The organism is Nonomuraea sp. NPDC003804, from assembly GCF_040610675.1.
In the GTDB taxonomy this organism is placed as follows: domain Bacteria; phylum Actinomycetota; class Actinomycetes; order Streptosporangiales; family Streptosporangiaceae; genus Nonomuraea.
Genome location: NZ_JBEXMT010000042.1, coordinates 61,544 through 77,195 on the forward strand (window position 1 = coordinate 61,544; position 15,652 = coordinate 77,195).

At 70.9% G+C, this 15,652-nt stretch carries 16 protein-coding genes; 5 read left to right on the forward strand and 11 right to left on the reverse strand.

The annotated features are described in order from the left end of the window. Positions 1–51: 51 nt before the first annotated feature. From ABZX22_RS40065 to ABZX22_RS40075, 3 genes are all read right to left on the reverse strand, one after another. Positions 52–1,050 (reverse strand): hypothetical protein, encoded by a 999-nt coding sequence (locus tag ABZX22_RS40065; protein WP_354920710.1) that lies wholly within the window; start codon positions 1,048–1,050, stop codon positions 52–54. 4 nt (positions 1,051–1,054) lie between these two features. Then, positions 1,055–2,014 carry a hypothetical protein gene (locus ABZX22_RS40070; RefSeq protein ID WP_354920713.1) on the reverse strand — a complete coding sequence of 320 codons (960 nt, stop codon included), beginning with the start codon at positions 2,012–2,014 and terminating at the stop codon, positions 1,055–1,057. Positions 2,015–2,092: 78 nt separating this feature from the next. Continuing rightward, on the reverse strand, positions 2,093–2,788 hold the full coding sequence (locus tag ABZX22_RS40075; RefSeq protein WP_354920716.1) for a GntR family transcriptional regulator: 696 nt from the start codon (positions 2,786–2,788) through the stop codon (positions 2,093–2,095). 87 nt (positions 2,789–2,875) lie between these two features. Between ABZX22_RS40075 and ABZX22_RS40080 the strand changes: the two genes are divergently transcribed. Then, the gene (locus tag ABZX22_RS40080; RefSeq protein WP_354920719.1) at positions 2,876–4,165 is read left to right on the forward strand and encodes an MFS transporter; all 1,290 of its coding nucleotides are present in this window, start codon (positions 2,876–2,878) and stop codon (positions 4,163–4,165) included. Between the two features lie 200 nt (positions 4,166–4,365). Here the strand turns inward: ABZX22_RS40080 and rbsD are convergent, their stop codons facing one another. From rbsD to ABZX22_RS40110, 6 genes are read right to left on the reverse strand one after another with little or no spacing between them, the layout of a single operon-like run. Then, on the reverse strand, positions 4,366–4,755 hold the full coding sequence (gene rbsD, locus ABZX22_RS40085; RefSeq protein WP_354920722.1) for a D-ribose pyranase: 390 nt from the start codon (positions 4,753–4,755) through the stop codon (positions 4,366–4,368). After that, positions 4,752–5,870, reverse strand: a complete 1,119-nt coding sequence (locus ABZX22_RS40090) for a ribokinase (protein WP_354920725.1) — start codon at positions 5,868–5,870, stop codon at positions 4,752–4,754. Before ABZX22_RS40090 ends, rbsD begins: the two co-directional genes overlap by 4 nt. Positions 5,871–5,873: 3 nt before the next feature. Continuing rightward, the gene (locus tag ABZX22_RS40095; RefSeq protein WP_354920728.1) at positions 5,874–6,824 is read right to left on the reverse strand and encodes a substrate-binding domain-containing protein; all 951 of its coding nucleotides are present in this window, start codon (positions 6,822–6,824) and stop codon (positions 5,874–5,876) included. Between the two features lie 14 nt (positions 6,825–6,838). Beyond that, entirely contained in the window at positions 6,839–7,780 is a 942-nt protein-coding gene (locus tag ABZX22_RS40100) for an ABC transporter permease (RefSeq protein ID WP_354920730.1), read from the reverse strand. Then, on the reverse strand, positions 7,770–9,272 hold the full coding sequence (locus ABZX22_RS40105) for a sugar ABC transporter ATP-binding protein (protein ID WP_354920733.1): 1,503 nt from the start codon (positions 9,270–9,272) through the stop codon (positions 7,770–7,772). The genes ABZX22_RS40100 and ABZX22_RS40105 overlap by 11 nt, the downstream gene beginning before the upstream one ends. Before the next feature lies 1 nt (position 9,273). Next, positions 9,274–10,272: a LacI family DNA-binding transcriptional regulator gene (locus ABZX22_RS40110; RefSeq protein WP_354920736.1), complete on the reverse strand. Its 999-nt coding sequence runs from the start codon at positions 10,270–10,272 to the stop codon at positions 9,274–9,276. A 273-nt stretch (positions 10,273–10,545) separates the two neighbouring features. Here ABZX22_RS40110 and ABZX22_RS40115 point away from each other — a divergent pair, with 273 nt between their 5' ends. The 3 genes from ABZX22_RS40115 (at position 10,546) to ABZX22_RS40125 (ending at position 13,020) form a co-directional block, all read left to right on the forward strand. Then, entirely contained in the window at positions 10,546–11,313 is a 768-nt protein-coding gene (locus ABZX22_RS40115; RefSeq protein ID WP_354920739.1) for a hypothetical protein, read from the forward strand. A gap of 42 nt (positions 11,314–11,355) precedes the next feature. Beyond that, positions 11,356–11,913, forward strand: coding sequence for a GNAT family protein (locus ABZX22_RS40120; protein WP_354920742.1), 558 nt, complete (start codon positions 11,356–11,358; stop codon positions 11,911–11,913). A 351-nt stretch (positions 11,914–12,264) separates the two neighbouring features. Then, complete coding sequence (locus tag ABZX22_RS40125) at positions 12,265–13,020, forward strand: hypothetical protein (protein WP_354920745.1); 756 nt, start codon at positions 12,265–12,267, stop codon at positions 13,018–13,020. Here the strand turns inward: ABZX22_RS40125 and ABZX22_RS40130 are convergent. Both ABZX22_RS40130 and ABZX22_RS40135 read right to left on the reverse strand, forming a co-directional pair. After that, on the reverse strand, positions 13,003–13,887 hold the full coding sequence (locus ABZX22_RS40130) for a hypothetical protein (RefSeq protein ID WP_354920748.1): 885 nt from the start codon (positions 13,885–13,887) through the stop codon (positions 13,003–13,005). The two genes, ABZX22_RS40125 and ABZX22_RS40130, sit on opposite strands and share 18 nt — an antisense overlap. Before the next feature lie 85 nt (positions 13,888–13,972). Further along, positions 13,973–14,827: a hypothetical protein gene (locus ABZX22_RS40135; RefSeq protein WP_354920751.1), complete on the reverse strand. Its 855-nt coding sequence runs from the start codon at positions 14,825–14,827 to the stop codon at positions 13,973–13,975. Positions 14,828–15,230: 403 nt separating this feature from the next. On the opposite strand from ABZX22_RS40135, the gene ABZX22_RS40140 reads away from it, so the two are divergent. Beyond that, positions 15,231–15,509 (forward strand): hypothetical protein, encoded by a 279-nt coding sequence (locus tag ABZX22_RS40140; RefSeq protein WP_354920754.1) that lies wholly within the window; start codon positions 15,231–15,233, stop codon positions 15,507–15,509. Positions 15,510–15,652: the final 143 nt, after the last annotated feature.

Below are 15,652 nucleotides of genomic sequence, written 5' to 3' on the forward strand. Positions count from 1 at the left end.
TGCCGACCGCCCGCCGTACCCGGCAAAGAGGGTACGGCGGGCGGGCCGCGCTCAGCCGCCGCAGGCGGCGAAGACGAACGTGTCCTTGAGCATCGAGTAGCTGTCGCGGACCCTGGTCGCGCCCGAGGTCACGTCGTGCTGCAGGACGGTCATCCTGGTGGCCTTGCCCGTGGGGTACTGGGAGACGTGCAGGGTCACCTGGTTGTCGCCGGTCCAGTCGAGCTTGTGGACCGTGCCCTCCTTGGGCAGCTTGATCGCGTGGCCTCCGACGACCTGGCCGTCCGCCAGGTCGTAGAGCTTCACCTTGGTCCCCCCGACCAGCACCGCGATCGTCCTGCCGTCGGCGTGCAGCGCGTGCGGGCCGTTGGCCGACACCAGCTGCGGCGGCGTGTCGCTCAGCAGCCGCCGGCCCGCCGGATCGTAGACGTGCATCTCCAGCACCGACTCCGCGCCGTCCATGGTGGCCAGCACCTTCTCCCCGTCGCCGCTGAAGCCGACGAAGACGCTGTTCCTGGGCAGCGTCCCGAGCCTGGCGCCGGTCGCGGTGTCGAACACCTGCGCCCTGCCGGCGACGACGGCGAGCCTGGCCCCGTCGTCGGACAGCTGCAGCGTCACGTCGTACTGGCTGGTCCTGGGTGGCAGCGCGTCCTTCGGCAGCACGCGGACACCGCCCTTCACGGTGCGGACGGCCAGGTGGCCGGCCTTGGTGAAGTAGGCGACCCGGGTGCCGTCGCCGGAGACCGCGACGGGCGCGACGGCGTAGTCGACGGGCTTGCCGTCCGCGCCCAACGCGCGCAGCTGCGCGTCCTTCAGCGGCGTGACCTCGCCCTTGTGGGAGACCAGCCGCCAGGTGCCGCAGGGCACGGCGGTGCCGTCCTTCTGCGGGCAGCCCTGGGCGGAGGCGTAGCGGATGGCGTCGCCCCTGCTCTGGGCGTGGTCATGTCCCCGGTCGTGACCCGTCGCCTGACCGGGGTCGGCGACCGCGACCTGGCCCGGCACGCCGAGCACCGCCATGGCGACGGCGACGGCCGCCAGGATCCTGAGCTTCATCTCGTCACTCTCCCGCCGTCATCCAGGCGTGCTGCCTGGCGGTGAACGTGAAGGTCTCCACGGGCTTGACCGCGCCCGTCGCCGTGTCGACGGTGAGCACCCGTACCACCGTCGGCTTGTCGTCCCCGCCCGACTGCGTCTTGACCGTCAGCCGGTCGGCGCCGCTCCACTGGATGTGGTAGACCTCGCTGCCCTTGGGCAGCGGCACGTCGACCGCCGCGGCCAGCCGGTCCGTGCTCAGGTCGTAGAGCCGCAGCCTGGGCCTCTCCCCCGCGAGTACCGCCACCGTGCGGCCGTCGGCCGCCAGCGCCCGCGCGGCGGCGTTGATCACCACCTGCGGCGGGACCTGCGCGAACCTGCTGCCGTCCAGCCCGACGGCGAGCAGCGTGGTGGTGTTGTCGTTGTTGTAGCGCTGGGCGAGCACCTCGTCGCCGTCGGCGCTGAAGCCCTCCAGATCGTCCCCCGCCGACAGCTCCACGATCTTCCCCGTGGCCACCGTGACGATCTTGCCGGGCTCCTTGGCGTCGGTGTCGTCGTACTCCAGCAGGACCCGGTCGCCCGAGGGCGACAGCCGGACCGTCAGGACGTCGGTGCCGAGCCTGGTCAGCGACTTGGGTAGCAGCGTGACGCGGCCGCCTGCCGCCCTGCGCACGGCCAGGCGGTGGTCGCTCCCGCGCTCGTAGACGATCCACCGGCCGTCGGCGCTGACGGCGAACGCGCCGGTCTCGTCGGTCGCGCGCCCTGCGGCGTCGACCGAGGTGGCGGCCGCGTCGGCGACCGTGACCTGCTTGCCCGAGCGCAGCCGTAACCGCCAGGCCCCGCAGGCGCGGCTGCTCTCGTCCGGGCTGACGCACGAGCCCACCCACGCGGCGCCGGCCGTCCCCGCACTGTCGGCGTGGGCCAGGGCGGGCAGTCCCGCGGCCGCCACCGCGACCACCGCCGCCCCCAGAAGTGTCCTTCGCATGGTGCCTCTCCTCCTTCACCGGGTTGGACTGCCGGCGAGGCGGAGAGGTTGGTCACAGCTGGGACACGGCTCAGCCGGTCATCGCGTGCCGGACGCGTCCAGCGGCTCGTAGGCGTGCAGCAGCAGCCGTTCGGCGTCGTCGAGGTAGCTCTCGAGGAAGGTGCCGGCCTCGTCGGCCCGCCCCGCCGCCAGCAGCTCCAGCAGCTGCCGGTTGCGCTCGACGAACGGCTCGTGCAGCGCGCGCGGATTGCTCATGACGTGGAAGACCAGGCGCAGCTCGGCCAGCAGCTGGCGCATCGCCTCGTTCAGCCGCGGGCTGCGGTGGAGCGCGACCAGCGCCTGGTGGAAGCGGCTGTTGGCGGTGCCGACGTCCTGCCAGCGGTCGGCCAGCGCGGACCGCTCGGCCTCCTCCACCGTCTCCTTGATCAGGGCCAGCGCCTCGGGCGAGGCGGTGCGCCGTACCGCGGCCCCTTCGAGAACCCGGCGCATCTGGTAGAGGTCGGCGACGTCGGCGGCCGACAGCACGCGGACGAAGACGCCGCGGTTGAGCTTGTGGTCGAGCAGCCGCTCGTGGCCGAGGAGCCGGAAGGCCTCGCGGAGGGTGTTGCGGGAGACGCCGAGCGCGTTGCCGATGGCCTCCTCCGACAGCCGCTGGCCGGGGGCGAACAGCCCCTCGATGATGTGCTCGCGCAGGATGTCGGCCACTCGCTCGGCCGTGCTGCTGCGCCCCAGACGGACCCGTTCGTGTTCAAGCGCCGCGACCACGTTCTCCACACCCCTCAGGGAATCATCGAACAAAACCCTTGTCGAATTGTTCAACGATCCTTAGATTCAAAAGAACACCCCCCATCTCTAGGAGCGATGACTATGCACCAGACGCGGCGAGTGATCCTCGCCAGCCTGATCGGCACGTCGCTGGAGTGGTACGACTTCTTCCTCTACAGCACGGCGGCGTCGCTGGTGTTCGGCAAGCTGTTCTTCCCGACCTTCGACCCGCTCAACGCGACCCTGCTGGCCCTGGTCACCAACGCCGTCGCCTTCGTGGCCCGCCCGCTCGGCGGCATCGTCTTCGGCCACTTCGGCGACAAGGTCGGCCGCAAGACGGTGCTCGTGGTCACGCTGCTGGTGATGGGCATCTCGACCGTCCTCATCGGCGTGCTGCCGACCTACGACGCCATCGGGGCGGCGGCGCCGGTCCTCCTCGGCGCGCTCAGGTTCGTCCAGGGCCTCGGCCTGGGCGGCGAGTGGGGCGGCGCGGTCATCATGTCCATCGAGCACGGCGACCCGCGGCGGCGCGGCTTCAACGCCAGCTGGCCGCAGGTCGGCGTCCCCGCGGGCTTCATCCTGGCCACCGCCCTGCTGGGCATCCTGGACGCCACCATGTCCGAGCAGGCCTTCCTGTCATGGGGCTGGCGGGTGCCGTTCCTGCTGTCGGGCGTGCTGGTGCTGGTCGGCCTCTGGGTCCGGGTGAAGATCACCGAGTCGCCGCTGTTCCAGGAGGTGGAGCGGAAGGGCGTCAAGGCCAGGATGCCGCTGATCGAGGTGCTGCGCAGGCACCCCCGCGCGCTGCTGTCGGCCTTCACCGCCCGCATCGGCGTCGACGTGGCCTTCTACACCTTCACCATCTACATCCTGCTCTACCTCACGACCGTGCTCGGCATGGACCGCTCGGTCGGCCTCAACGCCGTCCTCATCGGCTCGGCCTGCCAGCTCGTGCTGATCCCGCTGTTCGGCGCGCTCTCCGACCGGTACGGCAGGCGCACCGTCTACCTCGCGGGCGTGATCGGCGCGGCCGTCTGGGTGTTCGTCTTCTTCCAGCTGCTCGACACCAGGTCCTTCCCGCTCATCGTGCTGGCGGCCGTGGTCGCGCTGGTGACCCACGCGGCGATGTACGGCCCGCAGGCCGCCTTCATCGCCGAGCTGTTCAGCACCCGCCTGCGCTACAGCGGCGCGTCGATGGGCTACCAGGTGGCCGGCATCGTCGGCGGCGCCCTCGCCCCGATCATCGCGCTCAAGCTCCACGCCACCTACCAGACGACCCTCGCCGTCTCCGTCTACGTGGTGATCGCCCTGGCCGTCACCGCCTTCGGCCTCGCCATCGCGCCCAGGAGCGAGGACGTGCACAAGCCCGTTCCCGAAACCATCGGATAGCCGCGAAAGGGACGTGGGCGGCGGCTGCCACCGCCGCCCACCAGGGAGGCTCCCGCGAGAATCACCCTGATCGTCATCGCCGCCGTGGTCGCGTTACGCCGCACCCGGCTCAGCCCAGAGCCCTCCCCGCCCCGCCGCGGCCCGGCGCCCCGATTCCGCGGGCCGCCAGGTCACGGCACGGCCGGTCGCGGCGGCCGGGGTCAGAAGGAGACGCCGCAGCGCAGGATGACGTTGGCGTACGGCCGCGCCTCACCCGTCCGCACGGCGAGCCTGACCTTCCCGGCCATGCGTTTGAGCTCCTCGTGCGGCACGTGCACGAGGCCGGGCAGCCGGTCGGCGAGCATGGCCGCGCAGGCGGGGTTGGCCTCGGCCACCTCTCCCGCGGCCACCGCGCCCTCGACGACGAGCTCGGCCAGCAATCCGTCCAGCACGGCCGCGAAGGACGGCACGCCGGCCACGAACGCCAGGTCGACGGTCTCGACCTCACGCGGGATCGGCATCCCGCTGTCGCAGACCAGCACCTGGTCGGTATGGCCGAGCCTGGCGAGCTGCCCGGCCAGGGCGCCGTTGAGAATCCCCGAGCGCTTCACAACTCCTCCAGCCGTGGATACGAGCTCTGCGCGCCTTCACGGCGCACGGCGGCCGCGCCCACCCGCACGGCGAAGGCGGCAGCCTCGGTCAGGCTGTCGCCGCGGGCCAGGCGCCAGGCGAGCGCTCCGGTGAAGGCGTCGCCCGCCCCGGTGGTGTCGACCGCCTCCACCTGAGGGCTCGGCACGGCGGTGACGGCGGCCCCCTCCTTCTCCGCCACCACGGCGCCCGCCGCGCCCAGCGTCACCACCACCGACCGCGCCCCGAGCCCGAGCAGCGCCCGAGCCATCCCAGCGGCCCGCTCCGAGGCCCCCTGCGCGGCCCCCTCCGCGCCCCTCTCGGCGGCCCCCTCGGCGGCCCCCTCGGCGGCCCCCTCGGCGGCCTCGGAGAGGTCCCCGGAGCGGGCCGGAGCCGAGGCCCCGGCGGAGCGCCCGGCAGCGGGCACGCCAGCGGGCACAGCAGCGGGCACGGCAGCGGGCACGGCAGCGGGCACGGCGACAGGCCGGACGGGGTCGTCGGGAACGCCGGCCGCCATGCCTGGGTCCGCGGGCGCGACGGCGAGCAGGAAGGCGGCCTCGTGCTCGTTGACCACCAGCGGGTCGGCCAGTGCCAGCAGCTCGGCGGGCAGTTCCCTCGGCGGGGAGGCGTTCAGCACCGCCCGGCGGGCGGCGCGGGCCGCCGCCGTCACGGTGCCGAGCGGGATCTCCAGCACGAGCGAGACCACCGGCGCCTCCGCCAGCAGCGGCGCCGCGGCCGCCACGTCCGCCGGTGTGAGGCGCGCGTTGGCGCCCGGCGAGACGATGATGCTGTTGTCGCCGTCGGCGCCGACGGTGATGAGCGCGACCCCGCTGGGCCCGTCGGTGGACAGGATGTGCCCGGTGTCGACGCCCTCGGCGGCCAGCCCCGCGGCCAAGCGCGTGCCGTACTGGTCGGATCCGGTCCTGGCCAGCAGGGCCGCGTGCGCGCCGAGCCTGGCGGCCGCGACGGCCTGGTTGGCGCCCTTGCCGCCGGGAAAGGTGCCGAGGTCGGAGCCCAGCACCGTCTCACCTGGTGCGGGCCGCCGGTCGACCCGCACCACGAGATCGGCGTTGACCGACCCCACGACCACCACGTCCATGGCTCAGCTCGTGAACTCGGAGAGGTTGTCCTTGGTCGCGACCTTCACCGGAACGGCGACCACCTTCTGCAGGCTCTCGCCCTTGGCCGCCTTGACCGCGTTGCCGACGGCCTGCTGGCCGAGGAGCTTGGGCTGCTGGGCGATGCTGGCGGCGAGCGTGCCGGCCTGGATGGCCTTCAGCCCGTCGGGCGTGCCGTCGAAGCCGACGACCTTGACCTCCGCGCCGGCCTTCGCGCCGAGCGCCTTGATGGCGCCGAGTGCCATCTCGTCGTTCTCCGCGAACACGCCGGTGATGTCGGGGTGCGACTGCAGGAGGTTGGTCATGACGTCCAGGCCCTTGGTGCGGTCGAAGTCCGCGGGCTGCTGGGCGACCACCTGGATGTTCGGGTAGGCCTTGATGCCCTCGGTGAAGCCCTGGCCCCTGTCGCGGGAGGCGGAGGTGCCGGGCACGCCCTGCAGCACCACGACCTTGCCCTTCTCGCCCATCTGCTTGGCCAGCTCCTGCGCGGCCAGCTTGCCGCCCGCGACGTTGTCGGAGGCGACGGTCTGCGCCACCTCGGCGCCGTTGACGCCGCGGTCGGCGGCGATCACCGGGACGCTGACCCGGTCGGCCGCCTTGACGGCGGGCGCGGCGGCGTCGGAGTCGACCGGGTTGATGACGATCGCCTTCATGTTCTGGCTGGTGAAGTTCTGGACCTGGTTCACCTGCTGGGAGGCGTCGTTCTGGGCGTCGGTGACGGTCAGCGCCACGCCGAGCTTCTTGGCCTCCTCCTCCGCGCCGGCGCGCAGCTGCACGAAGTAGGGGTTGTTCAGGGTGGAGATCGACATACCGATCTTGATGTCGCCGGAGCCGCCGGCGGGAGTGGAACCGCCGGAACCGCTGGAACCGCCGGAACCGCAGGCGGCGAGACCGAGCGCGAGCGCGGCGCCTGCCGCGATGATGCCGAGTTTCATGATGGTGCTTCCCCTCAGTTGGCTGATCTGCGGCGCAGGGTGTCGACGAGGACCGCCAGGGCGATCACCACGCCGATCACGACCTGCTGCCAGAAGGCGGAGACGGACAGGAGGTTGAGGCCGTTGCGCAGGACGGCGAGGATGAGCGCGCCGACGAAGGTGCCGAAGGCCCGGCCCTTGCCGCCGGACAGGCTGGCTCCTCCGATGACGACGGCGGCGATGGCGTCCAGCTCGTACCCGGCCGCGGCCTGCGGCTGGGCGGAGGCCAGCCGGCTGGCCAGGACGATGCCCGCCACGGCGGCGAAGCCGCCCGACAGGGCGTAGGTGACGAGCTTCATCCGGTTGACCTTGATGCCGGACAGCCTGGCGGCCTCCTCGTTGCCGCCGATCGCGTACATCGCCCGGCCCGCGTAGGTGCGGTTGAGGATGACCGCCGCGATGACGCCCATGACGAGCATCACCAGGACGGGGACCGGCAGGTAGCCGGCGACGGTGTCGCCCACGTGGGAGACCGCGTCCGGCATGGCGATCGGGCTGCCCTCGGAGATGACGAGCGCGAGGCCTCTGGCGATGCCGAGCATGGCCAGGGTGGCGATGAACGGGGGAAGCTTGCCGTACGCGATGAGCGCGGCGTTGGCCAGGCCGCACGCCACGCCGACGGCCAGCCCGAGCAGCGTGGCCAGCGGCCACGGCAGGCCCGAGGTGGTGGACAGGTAGGCCAGCGTGATCGCCGACAGCGCCGCCACCGAGCCGACCGACAGGTCGATGCCGCCGGTGATGATCACGAATGTGGCGCCGAAGGCGAGGATGGCGGTCACGGCCGCCTGCACGCCCACGTTGAGCAGGTTGCTCACGCTGAGGAAGTCGCTGGACAGCAGCGACAACGCGACCGCCAGGACGACGAGCGCGACGAGCGCGCCGTTCTCCGAGAGCCAGCCTCTCGCTTTATCGGACACGAGTACCCTCCACCTCGGTGACGGCCAGCGCCATCACCGCGTCCTGTGTCGCCTCGTCGGCGGGGAGTTCGCCGACGAGCCTGCCCCGGGCCATGACCAGCACCCTGTCGCTCATGCCGATCACCTCGGGGAGATCGCTGGAGATCATGAGGACGGCGTCGCCCGAGGCGGTGAGTGAGTTGATCAGTTGGTAGATCTCGACCTTGGCGCCCACGTCGATGCCGCGCGTGGGTTCGTCGAGGACGAGCACGCGGACGTCGGCCAGCAGCCACTTGCCGATGACGACCTTCTGCTGGTTGCCGCCGGAGAGCGTGCGGACCTCCTGCTCCAGGCCGCTCATCCGGACGCCGAGCTGCGCGGCGACCTTGGCCGCCGCCTTGCGCTGGCCCGTGCGGTCGACGAACCCGGCGCGGCTGGCCCTGCCGAGGGTGACCAGGCCGAGGTTCTCGGCGATGTCGGCGCCGAGCACCAGCCCCTGGCCCTTGCGGTCCTCCGGCACCAGGCCGAGTCCCGCCTCCATGGCCGCGTCGATGTCGCCGCGCGGCAGCCGCCTGTCGCCGACCGTGACCTCGCCCTCGTCGTAACGGTCCGCGCCGAAGATCGCCCGGGCGAGCTCGGTACGGCCCGCGCCCACCAGCCCCGCGAGCCCGACGACCTCGCCCGCCCGCACCTCGAAGGAGACGTCCTCGAACGCGCCACGCCTGGTCAGCCCCTCCACCTTGAGCAGCGGCCGCCCGGGCGGCTCGGCCTCGCGCGGGTACTGCTGGTCGATGGGCCTGCCGACCATGAGCCGGACCAGCTCGTCCTGCGGCGTGTCGGCGGGCACCTCGGCCACCGAACGCCCGTCGCGCAGGACCGTCACCGTGTCGCCGATCTGGGCGATCTCCTCGAGGTGGTGGGTGATGAACACGACGGCCACGCCGTTGTCGCGCAGCTGCCTGACGATGGCGAACAGCCTGTCGACCTCGCTCGTGGTCAGCACGGCGGTCGGCTCGTCCATGATGAGGACGCGCGCGTCCAGCGCCAGCGCCTTGGCGATCTCGACCATCTGCATGCGGGCGATGCCGAGCGCGCCGATCCTGGTGCGGGGGTCGACGTCCAGGCCGACCCGGTCGAGCAGTTCCCTGGCCTTGTCGTGCATGGCCTTGACGTCAACGAAACCGAACCGGCGCGGCGGGCGGCCGAGCGAGAGGTTCTCGCCGACGGTCAGGTCGGGCACCAGGTTGAACTCCTGGTAGATGGTGGCGATGCCGAGCCGCTGGGCGTCGCCCGCCGTACGGATGTCGACCGGCCGCCCGTCGAGCAGGATGCGCCCCTCGTCCGGGTGGTAGGCGCCGGACAGCATCTTGATCAGCGTGCTCTTGCCCGCGCCGTTCTCGCCGAGCAGCACGTGCACCTCGCCCGTGCGCAGGGCCAGATCGACCCCGTCGAGGGCGAGGACACCGGGGAAACGCTTGCGCAGGCCCTCGACCCTGAGGATCTCCTGGCTCATCTCACGCACCCTTCCTCTCGCAGGACCTGCGGATGACCAGCTCGGCGGGCAGCGCCACCGACTCCGCCGGCCGTCCCGCGACGCGGTCGAGCAGCAGCCGTACGGCCCGGCGGCCGAGTTCGGCGGTCGGCTGGGCAATCGCGGTGATCGGGGGGTCGACGTGGACGAACCACGTCACGTCGTCGAAGGAGGCGACGGCCACGTCGTCGGGGATGCGCAGGCCGCGCGCCCTGATCTCGTCGAGCCCGCCCAGCGTCATCAGGTTGTCGCCGAAGAAGATCGCCTCGGGCGGCTCGGTCAGGTCGAGCAGGCGTGCGGTGATCGCCCTCCCGCTGCCTTCGCGGAAGTCGCCGGCGGCCAGGTAGTCCGGCCTGACCTCGAGGCCGGCCCCGGTCATCGCCGCGACGAACGCGTCGGTCCGCTCCCGGCCGGTGGACAGGGTGGCCGGGCCGGAGGCGAAGGCGATCCTGCGGTGACCCATCTCCTTCAGATGCGCCACCAGCCCGGCGATGGCGCGCGCTCCGTCGGCGCGCACGAACGGCACGTCGAGGCCGCTGATCGTGCGGTCGAGGAAGACCAGCGGCCTGGCGGTGGAAACGAGCTCCTGCACCAGCGGGGTCACCTCGGCGGTGGGGCAGATGAGCAGGCCGTCGACGCGCTGTCCCACCAGGGTGCGCACGTAGTGGTCCTGCTCCTCGGCCCGCTCGTCGGCGTTGCCGATGATGACGGTGTAGCCCGCGCGCCTGGCCTCGTCCTCCACCCCTCTGGCCAGTTCGGTGAAGAACGGGTTGAGGATGTCGCCGATGATCAGGCCGAGCGTCCTGGTCGCCTCGGTGCGCAGCGACCGGGCGACGGCGTTCGGCACGTACCGCAACGCCGACATGGCGGCGTAGACGCGGTCGCGGGTCTCCGGGGTGACCGACGGGTGGTCGTTCAGCACGCGGGACACCGTGGCCACCGAGACGCCCGCGTGTGCGGCCACGTCCTTGATGCGTGCCATGCGTCCTCCATGAAATCGATTACATCACCTTAGGTAATCGATTACATGGAAGTAAACGGCAAAAAGATGTGACCCGCATCACATTTGACCGGATATTTCGGGAGATGTGGTGATGGGGGCGGGCCACCCGACCCGAGCAAGCGCTCGCCTTACTCCAGGGATGTCACGATGCGACCTCAGTCACCCGACTGGCCGGTGAGACTGGTGAGGTTGTAATGCAATCGCCGCCGTTTTCGGGCACGCGGCTTTCCAAATAGCCATAAACTCCGCGCCGTGAGCCTGCCTGTACGTGAACGTTCCCCCCGGCCCGGCGGCGGTCGCCACCGCCGGCCCGTTCCCACGTCCCTGCCACCGGACGCCCCCGTCCTGCTGCTCGTCAATCCTGGCGAGGCCGGCGAGCCGGCCGCCGAGATCGCCGCGCTGGTCCGGGTCGACAACCCGCACATCGAGGTGCGGCTGGCCACACTCCATGACCTGGCAGACCAGCTCCCCCAGGATCGCGGCGCGATCGTGGTCCCCCTGACGCTCTGGTCCGACCCTCGCGTCACCGAGGAGACCACCAAGATCATCGCCGCGACCGGCAGCGACGCGACCGTCACCGACGCACTCGGCCCGCACCCGCTGCTGGCCGAGGCCCTGCACATCAAGCTCGCCGAGAAGGAGCTGGCCAGGGCCGACCGCATGCGCCTGCTCAGCGTCTCCAGCCCCGTCGACGCCGTCATCCTCGGCACCGTGGGCGGGGAGCAGGCCGTCCACGCCGCGCAGGCCACCGCCGTCCTGCTGGCCTCCCGCCTGACGCTGCCCGTCGTGGCCGCCTCGCTCGACAGCGAACCCGGCGTGGCCGTGGCCGCCGAGCGCCTGCGCGCCGCCGGGGCCGAGCGCCTGGCCATCTCCCCCTGCCTGATCGGCCACGAGACCGACGCTTCTGTGCTGGAGTCGGCGGCCGCGAGCGTCAAGGCGGGCTACGCCGACCCTCTCGGCGCGCACGGCGCGGTGGCCGAACTTGTCGCGCGAGCTTACGGCAGTCAACTGGCGACTTGACAACACTTGTGAAGATCGTCCCCTAGGCGTTACCGTCTGCGCATGCGCAGCGTCCACGTCACCGGCAAGCGGCTGGGGCTGCGCGAGATTTCGGCCGAGGACGTCGACGCTCTGCATGCCGTCTACGGCGATCCCGCCGCGACCCAGCACCTGCCGTTCGACCCGCGGACCCGCGCGGAGGTCGTCGAGATCGTCAGCGAGGCGGTCGCGGCGGCCCTCGCCAGCCCCCGCCGCCTGTACGTGCTGGCCGTCACCGAGGCCGACGGCCACGACGTGATCGGCGTGGCCCGCCTGCACATCGAGGCCGACCACCCGCACAGCGCCGAGATCGGCCTCGGTCTCAGGCCCGACCTGTGGGGGCGCGGCATCGGCACCGACCTGTTCCGGCTGGTGCTGACCTTCGGCTTCAAGCACCTCGGCCTGCACCGCATCTGGGGCGCCCGCGCTCCGGCCAACACCGCGGCCCAGCTCGCGATGCTGGTGGCGGGAATGGTCGAGGAAGGCCGCATCCGCCACCACGTCCACACGCCGCACGGGTGGCGCGACTCCATCGTCCACTCCGCCCTGTCCGACGAGTGGCCCGCCGACCGCGCCCTCTGACCCTTCGCACCTGCTCGAGGAGCGGCCCGCCGTTCCTGCCGGCCGATCGTGTCCCCAGCCGATCGCGCTCTCCGGCTGTTCGTGCCTGTCCGGAGAGTGGCCCGCCCGCTCAGGCGGTCACTTCCATCTGGGCCGCCTTGCCGCCTGACCCCGCTTGGACCACCTGGACGAGCAGGTTCTGAGAACCCGCGCGGACAAGCCGGGGCCCACAGTCGAGCCGTGGTGCGCCCGATCGGCCACCACTTCGGGGCTGGTGATTGTCAGTAGAAGTACGTAACGGGTTGCGTACTTGCGGGATGAGGGTGTGCCGGGGTTGGTGGGATGTCAGTGCAGGCGCCTAGTGTGCCGGCCATGGAGACGATCTACCAGACATGGGCGGAGGCGGTCGCTCTGTTCGAGCGTCGCGGCTTCCCGAAGGCGTCCTACGACAACCTGGACGAGGACGAGTACATCCTGCACCCGGGGCCTGCGGCGTTGCCCGGCTCGCTCTGGCTGGACGACCACCAGTACCGGCACCAGAATCCCTGGATCAAGGCAGGCGGCCGACCCGAGTACGAGGGAATCGACGGCGCGGTCTCCGGATACGTCATCGACGGCGACCTCCACGTCGACGGCAACATCCTCAACCTGGACCACGGCAGCCCGTCGCTGATCGTGCTCGGCGACCTGAAAGCTGCCAACCTGGTCCTCACCGGCACCTCACACCTCCTGGTCCAGGGCAACATCGACGTCGAGACCTTCCTCGGCAACTCCACCGACCAGCACGTCGACGTGCTCGGCGACCTGCGTGCCACTCTGGCGATCATGTGGGACGAGTTCCTTCCCGAGATCGGCGGACGTCTGCGCGGGCGGGCTCTGGTGCCCGACTATCTCGACCTCGACGGCTGTGGCCTGGCCGTCGAGGATCCGGCGGCGCGCGTCGGCCTGTCCGATCTTCTGGTGCCAGAAGTCCTCATCGCCGACGGCGACGACCCCGGGGAGGACCTCTACCTCGCCGACGCGGGCCTGCGCTACGAGCATTTGATCGACCGGCTGGTGCGGGGGCTGCCGGTGGTACGCGGTGGGCGCACCGTCACCCCGCTGGAGGAACTACCGCCGAAGAGGTAAGAGGTCCTGGAAGAAGAAGAGGTCATGGCTGACGACAACGACATACAGGAAGACATCCTGTACGTCCACGAGATCCAGGGCACCGTCTACTTCCTGCTGATCGTCCACAAGCCCGGGCACGAGGCCCATGCCGCCGGTTACGTGTTCCGGCGCCCGGCGGGCAGCGACGGCCCCGCCGAGAACGTTCTGGCCACGAACGACACGCTGCGCGAGATGTGGTGTTCGCCGCAGGGGAATCCCTGGCTGACGAGCACCACCGGCCTGGTCTGGACCACGGCGCCGGTGGTCTGGCCGGACGGGGAGGAGATCGCCGACCTCGAGTTCGATGTGCCTGACGGCGATCTCCCCTGGCGGCATGGGGAGTTGCCGGCGCAGGAATCCAACGGCTCGCGCCCCAACCCGATGGCGATCTGGGGGAGTTCGGAGCAGGACGTGCATGTCGGCACCTTCGGCGGCGTGCTCTACCACTGGGACGGCGAGGTCTGGACCCAGCACGATCCCGGTCTCAGGAAACCCATCGGCTGCATCCGCGGACGGGCCGCCGACGACGTGTACGCGGTGGGGTACGGCAGCACCATCCTGCACTTCGACGGAGAGCGGTGGCGTGTGCTCGAGGATCCGGACGGGGCGACCACCGAAGACACACTCACCGGTATCGCGTTCCTCCCGGGCGGCGACGTGCTGATCAGCGGCAAGTCCCGGGGCGGGCGCGTGCTGCGCGGATCGGCGAACCAGGGCTTCACCGTCATGGGTCGCCACGGACTGTCTCTGATCGACATGGCCCTGGTGGATGGCCGGCTGTTCCTCGCCGCGGGCAAGAGCGGCGTGGCGGAGCCAAACGCCGGACGTTTGGGGTGTGAAGAGCACGAGGCCAGGACCGTGATCGGGTGGCGGGTGGGCGGTGGCCCCGTGGTGCCGAATGGCGGCGGTAAGCGCCAGGAAGCGCCCTCGATCACCCGGCGCGGCAGGGGCCCGACCAATGGAGGCAGACGGGGAGCCGACTCATCGCATCCAGCACTACCCGGCTGCCCAGCGGCTCCTGGAGCCGGACGACTCCCTCGCCGGACGCGCCGACGCCCACACACAGCCCGGTGCCGATGTGCGTGTGGACCTCGATTCCGAGGACCACGACATCGGGCCGCTCGTCGACCCGTAGGCGGACAGTCGGCGTCTTCTCACCGAGGCAGACGCCGTAGTCGTAGCTCACCCGCAGCGTGCGCTCGTCGAGCACCTCAAAGCCTCTGATGTCGGAGGACAGGTGGTCACCGACGGCCTCCTCGACGGTGCCGAGCGTGGCCCGGTCGACCGCGGCGTGGTCGACCGGGCCGGGCAGGTTCGAGAAGGACAACCGCCACGCCGGAACGGTGGCCATGCCGCGCAGGGTCCGCAGGCGCATGGTCGTGAAGGTAGCTGCCGTCATCTTGTATGCCCGATCGTCCTGAGCGGAGGCCTCCATGTCGTAGGGCGACAGTTCGATCAGTGCCTGGCGTGCGCTGATCACGGGAACCCGCATGGTGGAGCCGTCGTCCCAGCGGATCCATGCCTCCTTCGGAGTCGCGGGGAGCGGGACGGCCACGGCGAAGCCGTACTCCTCATCACTCGAGATCCGCTCCGCCACGTTCTGCCGCATCTGGCTCAGGTCCTCCGTCGGCACGAAACCGTTGCGCCAGATCTCCGCCGCGCCGCTGGTGCGCCAGGTCCAGACGGCGCGGACGGCGTAGTCATCGAATGTGAGCCGGTGAGAAAGGAGGTGGTCGCCGCCGGCAAGCGCAGTCACGGTCAGGAGCGTCACCAGTAATCGCAGCACCCGAAGATTATCGAGGGTCCCTGGGACCGCCGGCGCACCTGTATGGCCGGCTCGACCTCGAACTGCACGGCACCCGTACCCCCGACCGGCTCGGTGCGTGGAACCACGTGTCGCCCAGCGTCTCCTGGCACTGAGGGCTGCCAGCCGGCACAGCCATCCCCTGCCCAGCCCGTCTCCCGAACGCTGATCGCCGACGATCGGCGACCACCGAGTACGTCGCCACCTTGACGAACCGCCGATTTCCCTGACACATCGGCGATTCCGACATATAACTCGAACCCTCATCTATTGACATGAAACCGGCATGCAAGTCAGTGGGCCTAGAAATGTGGACATAGCTCACCAGAGCTTCACTCCACCACCACCACAGCTCTCCAGAGCAGCCAACAGAAAGAGATATCTCATGGTCGACATCAAGAAGGTCGTCGCCGGCGTCACGCTCGCCGCTTCCGCACTCGTCGTTCCGATGGCCCTGGCCGCCCAGCCCGCCAGCGCGGCCACCTCCTACGTCATGGGGGGAGACCACGGCGATCACGGCGGCAAGAGGGTCGAAGTCCACAACGAGGGCGGCAACCTCGGCCACGGCAACGGCGGCAACGCCAACGGCGCCCACGACAGCTCCGCTCCTGGCGGCAACGGCGGCAGCAACAACAGCGGTGACATCAACATCGGCAACGGCTGACGCCCATGAGACCAGGGATCACGATCCCTGGTCCACCTGAGAGGCGGGGGGGGCGGGCCCCCGGGGGGCCCCCCCGGGGCGCAGGACCAGCCAGAAATAACCACAAAAGAACAGAAAATGTGGGAGGGGGGGGGGTGTTTTTA

Coding starts and splice junctions, on each gene's coding strand:
- ABZX22_RS40120 (WP_354920742.1), top strand. CDS start 11,356: ATGCGCAGCGTCCACGTCACCGGCAAGCGGCTGGGGCTGCGCGAGATT.
- ABZX22_RS40095 (WP_354920728.1), bottom strand. CDS start 6,824: ATGAAACTCGGCATCATCGCGGCAGGCGCCGCGCTCGCGCTCGGTCTC.
- ABZX22_RS40070 (WP_354920713.1), bottom strand. CDS start 2,014: ATGCGAAGGACACTTCTGGGGGCGGCGGTGGTCGCGGTGGCGGCCGCG.
- ABZX22_RS40105 (WP_354920733.1), bottom strand. CDS start 9,272: ATGAGCCAGGAGATCCTCAGGGTCGAGGGCCTGCGCAAGCGTTTCCCC.
- ABZX22_RS40065 (WP_354920710.1), bottom strand. CDS start 1,050: ATGAAGCTCAGGATCCTGGCGGCCGTCGCCGTCGCCATGGCGGTGCTC.
- ABZX22_RS40080 (WP_354920719.1), top strand. CDS start 2,876: ATGACTATGCACCAGACGCGGCGAGTGATCCTCGCCAGCCTGATCGGC.
- ABZX22_RS40090 (WP_354920725.1), bottom strand. CDS start 5,870: ATGGACGTGGTGGTCGTGGGGTCGGTCAACGCCGATCTCGTGGTGCGG.
- ABZX22_RS40140 (WP_354920754.1), top strand. CDS start 15,231: ATGGTCGACATCAAGAAGGTCGTCGCCGGCGTCACGCTCGCCGCTTCC.
- ABZX22_RS40110 (WP_354920736.1), bottom strand. CDS start 10,272: ATGGCACGCATCAAGGACGTGGCCGCACACGCGGGCGTCTCGGTGGCC.
- ABZX22_RS40125 (WP_354920745.1), top strand. CDS start 12,265: ATGGAGACGATCTACCAGACATGGGCGGAGGCGGTCGCTCTGTTCGAG.